6 protein-coding genes are annotated in these 6,699 nt (G+C 47.8%); 3 read left to right on the forward strand and 3 right to left on the reverse strand.

Annotated elements, in window-relative coordinates:
• The first annotated feature begins 788 nt into the window (after positions 1-788).
• Positions 789-1,442, forward strand: a complete 654-nt coding sequence (locus ACLR2L_RS17670; RefSeq protein WP_413370010.1) for a dUTP diphosphatase — start codon at positions 789-791, stop codon at positions 1,440-1,442.
• Between the two features lie 16 nt (positions 1,443-1,458).
• On the opposite strand, the gene ACLR2L_RS17675 is transcribed toward ACLR2L_RS17670, so the two are convergent.
• The 3 genes from ACLR2L_RS17675 to ACLR2L_RS17685 form a co-directional block, all read right to left on the reverse strand.
• Complete coding sequence (locus ACLR2L_RS17675) at positions 1,459-1,956, reverse strand: GNAT family N-acetyltransferase (protein ID WP_413370013.1); 498 nt, start codon at positions 1,954-1,956, stop codon at positions 1,459-1,461.
• A 487-nt stretch (positions 1,957-2,443) separates the two neighbouring features.
• Entirely contained in the window at positions 2,444-2,812 is a 369-nt protein-coding gene (locus ACLR2L_RS17680; RefSeq protein ID WP_140956691.1) for a hypothetical protein, read from the reverse strand.
• A 22-nt stretch (positions 2,813-2,834) separates the two neighbouring features.
• Entirely contained in the window at positions 2,835-4,484 is a 1,650-nt protein-coding gene (locus ACLR2L_RS17685; protein ID WP_413370017.1) for an AMP-binding protein, read from the reverse strand.
• Between the two features lie 231 nt (positions 4,485-4,715).
• Between ACLR2L_RS17685 and ACLR2L_RS17690 the strand changes: the two genes are divergently transcribed.
• On the forward strand, positions 4,716-5,165 hold the full coding sequence (locus ACLR2L_RS17690) for a (2Fe-2S)-binding protein (protein WP_140956690.1): 450 nt from the start codon (positions 4,716-4,718) through the stop codon (positions 5,163-5,165).
• 2 nt (positions 5,166-5,167) lie between these two features.
• Positions 5,168-6,699: molybdopterin cofactor-binding domain-containing protein (locus ACLR2L_RS17695; RefSeq protein WP_413370020.1), on the forward strand; the 1,532-nt coding region annotated here is incomplete at its 3' end.

Consider the following 6,699-nt stretch of genomic DNA (forward strand, 5'->3'; position numbering starts at 1 on the left):
AAGGTGATGTAGCACCACAGCCGTTAAGGATGAAAAGCGATAGAATGAGTAACCGGGTGTAAACCTGCATTTGCCTCTCCCTGACCTGATCTTTGGTATATGCCAATAATATGCGTTTAGCCAACACCGAAAATGAATGTTTGGCTAGTATGCCTTGAAACGAATTTGATAGAAATATGTAGGGAAATAACTGGTGATTTAATAAACAAGCGAGTATAGTGCGGCGCGTGGCTGGCAGAGATAAAAAAACCCATACAGACCTCAGGACACGAAAAATCTGTATGGGGAAGGTTACGGGCCACATCCTAGCAACTTTGAGCCGGCGTTGCCTGGCACCGGCCAAAGTTAGCGCTAGCACACAGCGCAGTTAACAAATGATCTATTGCAGAATAGATGCCAAAATAATTAAATATTAAAATTCAATAACTTAACATACAATTTACAGCCTGATTGTATAATTTATTCCTCAATGTGGTGCATTCGCACCGCAAAAGAGCAGATTAGCTTCAACAACGCCAATTCCTGCATCCACACAGTGCATCACTAAGTGCAATCACTGAGTGCAATCACTGAGTGCAATCACTGAGTGCAATCACTTAGCGCAATCACTTAGCGCTCACCAACACGTGCTCTGAAATTCCCGGCCTTTTCAGTTTTTCCTTACCGGTTGCCATGCTAACATTCGCAATAACGTTAGACATTGCAGTTAGTGCCGCCGCGCCACATACTGCCCGCGCCCTTGGGACAGAACCAACAGCGCACTCACTATTATAAAAATGGACATATTTATGCTGACACAACAACAACTTAATACCATGCTGTCATTGCAGAACAACATGAACATCAAAGTAAATCCACAATGGCTTACCGCCGGTTATGGCTACTTACGGGCAGCGATGGTTGAATCTGTAGAAGCGATTGACCACCACGGATGGAAATGGTGGAAAGCGCAGGAAAAAGATCTGCCACAACTACAAATGGAATTGGTCGATATTTGGCATTTTGCGTTGTCTGCCAGCATCATTGATTATCACGGTGATATTGAGGAAACCGCAACGGTACTGGCTGCTGAGCTTGCTGAAAACGCGCCGCATGTACAATTTGATGGTCAGTCATATGCACCAGCCTCTCTATCTTTGCTGGACAACCTGGAACTCATGACCGGCTTATGCGCAGCCAAACGGTTCAGTGTACCTTTATTTATGCAAATTGTGACGCAAAGCGAAATGAGCGGTGATGAATTGTATCGTCAGTATGTGGGTAAAAATGTACTGAACTTCTTCCGTCAGGATCACGGTTATAAAGCCGGTACATACGTTAAAACCTGGCATGGCCGCGAAGATAACGCCCATTTGGTTGAGGTGCTGGACAGCCTCGACATGAATGCCCCAGACTACGCTGACCTGGTATATAAAGGGCTGGCTGAACGTTATCCCGGCTAACTACATGCAATTGATATTAGTATGAAGTGTCGCTACGCAGTAAGGAAAACAGCTTAAGATCCACACGCTTTCCATGTAAATACCTGGCTTGCCGTAGCGTCCCTTCACATTCAAATCCATTCTTTAATAACACGTTTTCCGAGGCGTTATTACCCACAACGGTAACGGCTTCTATGCGATTCATGGACGTAGCGTTAAAGAAAAAAGAGATAATAAGCGCAAGCGCCTCAGTTGCGTAACCTCTTCCCCGATAATCGCTGAATATGCGGTAGTACATTTCGCGTCCATCAAGATAATGGCGGGTGCAGACTAATCCCGCTTCCCCAATAATCTGTCCAGCCAGATCTGTTATTAATAATCGTCCCTGCGTATTCTGCCAACAACCGTTGCGCTGAAACTCTGACATGAGTTGCTGTTCTGAATAGAGCTGCACAGGCATAAATTCACCAGGATCACTCAAATCTGACATCATTTCGAACAACGGTGCGATGTCGCCTAGCCGAAGTGTTCGCACTATAAGGGATTCACCTGTAATCACCGTATCCTCGGGTTATTGGTTTATAAAAGGTACGATTACGGTAACGATTTAGCGGTAAAATCTGAGTGAAATATTGGCTTTAAATAAACAAGACTGTGCGGGAAGTGATAGTAATACCAATTCGCATAGAAGTTTACCCACTCAGCCCCCCCTGAGGGTGAACTGACAGGCTTTTTAGCTAGGCTTGGTTGTGCAGGTTTGGTGGTTCCAAATCAAGCAAGCGTAACAACGCTAAAAAGTCTGCCAGTTCGCCCTTAGGGAGTTGCCCATAGGGAGTGGCCAAAACGACTTACATCTGTGTTGCGCCCTCTGGACATAGAATGACTATGCCTCAGAGTGCGCGTCGTGATCTAAGTCGTTTTCGACTTGCCCTCAGGGATCACTCTGAGAGGGCAAACTTCTATGCGAATTGGTATAAAGACGGGAACACAATGGTATTCCCGTTTGAAGCGCAATAGTTGAATTAGTTTTCGTATTTATCTGCGATTTTTTGGTATTCCGCGCACGCCGGTGTTTCCTGCTCGGATTCCATTAGTGTTGCACAATTTTGTACCGCCATGGATTCCAGGCACGCTGTGGCGGGTTCAACTAATTCGTGGTACTCATTAAATTCGGCAATAGACACAAACTGTTGGCACATCTGGCTAACCATATTATCCACCATCACCTTCATGGAAGCAGGGATATCGCCGTTACCGGCGACTTCCTGCTGAATACACACTTTTACCTTACTACACAGTTGTGTAGCCGCCTGATTCAGCTCATTCACTCCTGCCAATGCACTGGCTGAAATCATTGCCGATACACCGAGAAACAGTCCTTTGTTCAACATAGTTGCCTCCGAAAATAATACGTTAAGATTCCCAAACTACAGGTTCATGATACCGCTGATTGATGATATCTGGGAAGCGCTCTTCCAACACATGACGTTTCACTTTCAATGTAGGCGTTAGCAGGCCATTTTCGATGGTCCAGGCTTCCATCATAATCACCAGTCGATCCAGACGCTGATGGCTTTCCAGTTTTGCATTCACTTGCTGCAGGGTGTCTGCAAGCGACGCCGTTACCTGATGTTCAGGCAGTTCCTGGCCTTCTTCAGACAAGACCAATAAGGCAACCGGTTGAGCCAGACTCGCTCCGGTTACACATACCTGCTCTATCAGCACATTTTCCATTAATCTGGCTTCGATCGGTGCTGGCGTAACATATTTACCTTTAGCGGTTTTAAAAATATCCTTAATGCGCCCGGTGATCTTAAAATAATTGTCGGCATCGACAGTGGCTTTATCCCCCGTTCGCAAATAGCCATCTTCAGTAAATGCTTCTTTGGTTTTATCCTCGTCCAGATAGTACCCAATCATATTAGCGCGTGACTTCACCAGTAACTCACCCTCTTCAGACAACTTAATGTCTACACCACTCCAGGGATGTCCAATACAGCCTATTTTGTCGTGGCGAAACGGCAGCGAAGCGGTTCCCAGTGCGGCATTCTCGGTCATGCCCCACCCTTCACAAATTTCAATCCCGAGGCGGGCAAACCAGGTGATCACCGACGGCGGAATGGGCGCAGACCCGCTGGCGCAAATCTTTACCTCTGAGAGCCCAAGGCCAGCTTTAATCTTGCGCTTAATCAAGCTACTCACAATCGGAATACTCAGCAGTAAATCGAGCTTTTTCTGTGGTAACTTGTGCAATATCCCCAGTTGAAACTTGGTCCACAGACGCGGAACCGACACAAACAGCGTAGGTTTACAATGCTGCACATCCCGCTGGAACGTATCGAGAGATTCAACAAAGAACAGTTGCATACCGGCGTGTAATGCCGCCATTTCCACTAATACCCTTTCGGTAATATGTGCAAGCGGCAGATAACTCAGCAGGCGATCCTGCTGGGATAAACTGAGGTCCCCCCGCCCCTGAGCGCCTGCCCAGCTGAGTGTATCGAAGGTATGCATTACGCCTTTGGGATGACCTGTGCTGCCCGATGTATAGATGATTGTCATCAAATCATCCGGGTTGGGTAGCGGGCTTTCCGTGATAGCAGGGCAATCGAGAAACTCGGCCCAGTATTCATCGGCTTTAATGCCAGGGTAAGGAAACGCTACCGTTTTGATGTCGTCGGGAATAGCAGCAATCTGGTTGTTGGTGTCGTCAAGTTTACCAATAAACACGACCTTAACATCGGCATGATTCAGCACGTATTGAATAGTGTCGGTGCCTGCTGTAGCAAAAATTGGTACTGATACATGACCGGCCATCATAATAGCCAAATCAGTCATGATCCATTCGGCACAGTTTTTAGCCAGAATTGCGATGCGACTGCCTTTGTCTAATTGCATAGCTTCGAGTCGATAGGCTATGCGCCTTACCGTGTTAGCAACTAATTTCCAGTCGTATTCCTGATACTGCCCGTTTACCGGTTGCACAAAACAGCGGCTATCAGGTGTTGTGGATTCCCATCGGTACAAACACTCAAGAGGCGTTGCCGTGACTTCTTTTGGCATTTTTGATCCCTCGGTAGGTAACATCGTTATTATAATTAACAACAACTTTACAAAAACATGATAGAGAATGCCAACGAAAACAAGCGCAAATAGTCGTTAAGTTAACGGATTGTGCACAAAATCCAACCGTTTATCGATTCAGCATGTAATTAATAGGAATAGGCATTGTGTTCGTTCTTCAATCATGTTTTTTTATACGTCGATAACGACACTGCGTGAAGGATACTCACCATGAAAGTGACAATAAACCAAAAGACCTTCGATTATGACGGCGACCCCGCAATGCCACTACTGTGGTTTATTCGCGATGACTTAAAGATGACAGGCACAAAGTTCTCATGCGGCATGGCATTATGTGGCGCCTGTACTGTGCATATAAACGGTGAACCCACCCGTTCCTGCCAGTTACCCATGTCCGCCATTCAGGGCAAACAAGTAACCACCATTGAAGGTTTGTCGAAAGATGCGTCACATCCGGTCCAGCAGGCATGGCGGGAACACAATGTGCCGCAGTGCGGTTACTGTCAGAGCGGTCAAATGATGCAGGCTGCGGCGCTATTGAGTAAAAATGCCGACCCCAGTGATGAGGACATCGAAAATTACATGTCAGGCAACATATGTCGGTGTGGTACTTATCCGCGTATTCGGGCGGCAATTAAAACCGCTGCAGGGAAGGTTTAATTATGACTGATACCATCTCAACCTCACGACGCGCATTTTTAAAGCGCAGCGCAACGGCCTCCGGTTTTACGCTGGGTTTAACCTTGCTGCCAGCATCCCGTCCCAGTGCCATGTTTGCCGACACTTCTGCCGGCGACTCGCTGACACCCAGTGTGTTTGTGTCGATTCACGAAAACGGCGAAGTAGAAATTACCTGCCATCGCTCAGAAATGGGACAACAAATTCGCACCAGTATTCCTCAGATTATTGTTGAAGAACTGGGGGCAGACTGGCAGTTTGTTAAGGTTGTACAAGCAACCGGCCATCCTAAATTCGGAGATCAAAACACCGACGGTTCGCGCAGTATTCGCCGCAATTTCGATCGCCTACGCGAAGCGGGGGCTACCGCGGCCTACCTGCTACGTGCAGCCGCGGCAAAGGGTTGGCAGGCTGACATTGCCGATTGCGAGGTTAGCGATCATCAGGTTGTGCATAAACCAACCGGCAAGAAGGTGGGATTTGGCAAATTGGTTGCGGTTGCCGCCACCCTGCCCCTGCCTGAAGCCGATAAACTTGCACTGAAACCTCGTAAAGACTGGCAGTCTATTGGCAAACCCATCCGCAGTCTTGATATTCAGGCAATGACCTCAGGTAAGGCAGTATATGGACAGGATGTGATACTGCCCGATATGTGCTTTGCCGTTATACAGCGCCCGCCCGTGGTATTTAGTAGCGCAGAATCTGTTAACGTCGCAGACATTAAAGCAATGCCCGGGGTGCTGGACGTGATCACGCTGCCAGCCCCTGAAGCACCCGCAATGTTTAAACCTTTAGGTGGTGTAGCCATTGTAGCGAAAAATACCTGGCAGGCGTGGCAGGCCAGTAAGTCGCTATCGGTTAAATGGTCGGAACATGCCAATGCCGTTTACAATTCCACAACCTATCGCGAGCAGTTAATGGCTACGGCCAATAAGCCTGGTGAAGTTGTTCGCCATCAGGGTAGTTTTAGTCAGGCCGAAAAACAGGCCCATTCGGTACTAAAAGCCCAGTATTATGCGCCGCATCTGGCTCAAGCCCCCATGGAGCCCCCGGCAGCAACGGCTGTGGTAACCGATGACAGTGCGCAAGTCTGGACCTCAGTGCAAACGCCACAGGCGGCGCGGCAAGTAGTCGCGGCAGCACTGAATCTGGATCCAGAAAAGGTTACTATTAACGTTACCTTATTAGGTGGTGGATTTGGCAGAAAATCCAAACCTGATTTTGTAGTGGAAGCGGCGTTGCTGGCAAAAGCGATGAAGCGACCCGTAAAGGTAGTCTGGCGTCGTGAAGATGACCTCCAGCATGGCTACTTCCATACTGTGAGCGCCCAGGCCCTGACAGCTACCTTTAACCAGCAGAATCAGGTAACGGGCTGGCTGCACAATTCCGTATTTCCCAGTATCTCCTCCACATTCGATCCTTCCGCCAACAAACCCAGTGATGGCGAGTTAGATTTAGGACTGGTCGACACTCCCTTTGCTATTGAAAATCTACAATTGGAGCGAGGAGAAGCCAT

Source organism: Alteromonas sp. AMM-1 (assembly GCF_047290655.1).
GTDB lineage: Bacteria > Pseudomonadota > Gammaproteobacteria > Enterobacterales > Alteromonadaceae > Alteromonas > Alteromonas mangrovi.